Consider the following 1,666-nt stretch of genomic DNA (forward strand, 5'->3'; position numbering starts at 1 on the left):
AACGGTTCGCCGAGGCGGGGTGGTCGGTGCTGGTGTTCGACTACCGTCACCTCGGGGCCAGCGGCGGAGCGCCGCGCCAGCTCCTCGATATCGGCCGCCAACGCGCCGATTGGCATGCCGCCCTGGCCTTCGTGCGCACACTTCCGGAGGTCGATGTCGACCGGATCGCTCTGTGGGGGAGCTCGTTCGGCGGCGGACATGTCCTTCAGGTCGCCTCCGAAGACAGCCGTATCGCGGCGGTCGTGGCCCAGTGTCCCTTCACCGACGGGCCGGCGTCGTTGCGCTCGCGTCTACGGACCGGCCCGCTGAGCGCGGTAGCGCTGACAGTGGCCGGCATCCTCGACACGGTAGGTTCCTGGTTCGGCGCGAAGCCGATCCTGTTACCGATGGCGGGGACGTCCTGGATGCCCGCGTTCGTCGCCTCACCCGACGCCCTCGCCGGCGCTTCGGCACTCCTGCCTGCGGGGACCCGGCTCTCACGGCGCACCAGCGCGTTGCTGGAACGGCTGCCGTCGCTGCGGGGTCAGGTGTCGAAGAACATCGAGCTGACCGAGATCGACGGCGGGGAGGAACCCATGACCGGTGCCGGTCGCGACAGCATATGGGGTGTACTGCGCGGCCCGGACGGTGAATTCGATGCCGCCAACGCGCTGGCCGCACGGCTGGTGCTGCGCCTTCCGCTCGATCGGCCCGGTCGCGCGCTGGCTCGCTTGCGCACTCCGACGCTGCTGTGTGTCTGCGACAACGACGCGGCCGCCCCCGCGAAGACCACAAGGCGTTACGCGCAGGGCCTGGCACACGTGCACGTCCAGAACTACCCGTGCGACCACTTCGACATCTACCTGGGCGAACACTTCGAACGCGCCGTGCGTGACCAACTCTATTTCTTGGCAACACAATTCGACTACACTGCACGCACCACGCAGTAGGTCGCCCCGAGCTCGTGGACGTGCGCAGGCCAGGTACTCAGCCGGCGGCTGCGGCAAGACTGCGAGCGCTGTTCAGCAACGTCTCGATCACCGCGCGCCGCTGAGCCCGATCCCTCGGATGCGTCAGCAAGCCCTCGACAACGAAAACGCCGATCGTGACCAGCGAATCCACCTCGCCGGCGGGCACGCCGAGCTCGATCAGCTCTGCCCGGAACAATCCCTCGGCCAGTGCGTGGAACTGCTCATGCCATTCCTGAATGGACGCGGACTCCTCGGCGCGCGTGTGCACCGTGCTCACCAATCGCCCCAGCTGCTCCAATTCCCCGACCAGCCACAACAGCCGATCAGCCAGCCCCGAGCCCAGCACTTCGCGGTAGGCGGCCATCGAGTCGGCCAGGACCGCATCCAGTACCGCGATCAATACCGCGTCCTTGTCCTGGAAGTACCAGTACAGCGTATTCGACACCACTCCGGCGTCGCGGGCGATCCGCGTCATCGACGCCGCGTCGTATCCCTGCTCGACGAACAACCGCCGGGCAGCCACCACGATCTCCGCACGCTTCTCTTCCCGATCCTGCGGACGTCTGTTGCGAGGCATCTCCAGTCCTGACCTAGTACCGGCCCCGATGCTATCTTGACCGGCCCCCAAGAACGGCCTTGGCAGGCGAACGGTCGGGCAGGCGGTCCGATCATCCGGGTAGCAGATTTTGCGCGAGACCCAATCGCCGCATCAGACG

2 protein-coding genes are annotated in these 1,666 nt (G+C 67.0%); one reads left to right on the forward strand and one right to left on the reverse strand.

Translation table 11 applies throughout. From position 1 onward, the window contains the following. On the forward strand, positions 1–929 hold a 929-nt coding region (locus tag ON38_RS03175; protein ID WP_039822213.1), incomplete at its 5' end, for an alpha/beta hydrolase. Positions 930–966: 37 nt separating this feature from the next. Here ON38_RS03175 and ON38_RS03180 read toward each other — a convergent pair. After that, complete coding sequence (locus tag ON38_RS03180; protein WP_039822214.1) at positions 967–1,527, reverse strand: TetR/AcrR family transcriptional regulator; 561 nt, start codon at positions 1,525–1,527, stop codon at positions 967–969. Between the last annotated feature and the right edge of the window lie 139 nt (positions 1,528–1,666).

Origin of the sequence: Nocardia testacea NBRC 100365 (genome assembly GCF_000308775.1) — a bacterium.
Lineage (GTDB): Bacteria > Actinomycetota > Actinomycetes > Mycobacteriales > Mycobacteriaceae > Nocardia > Nocardia testacea.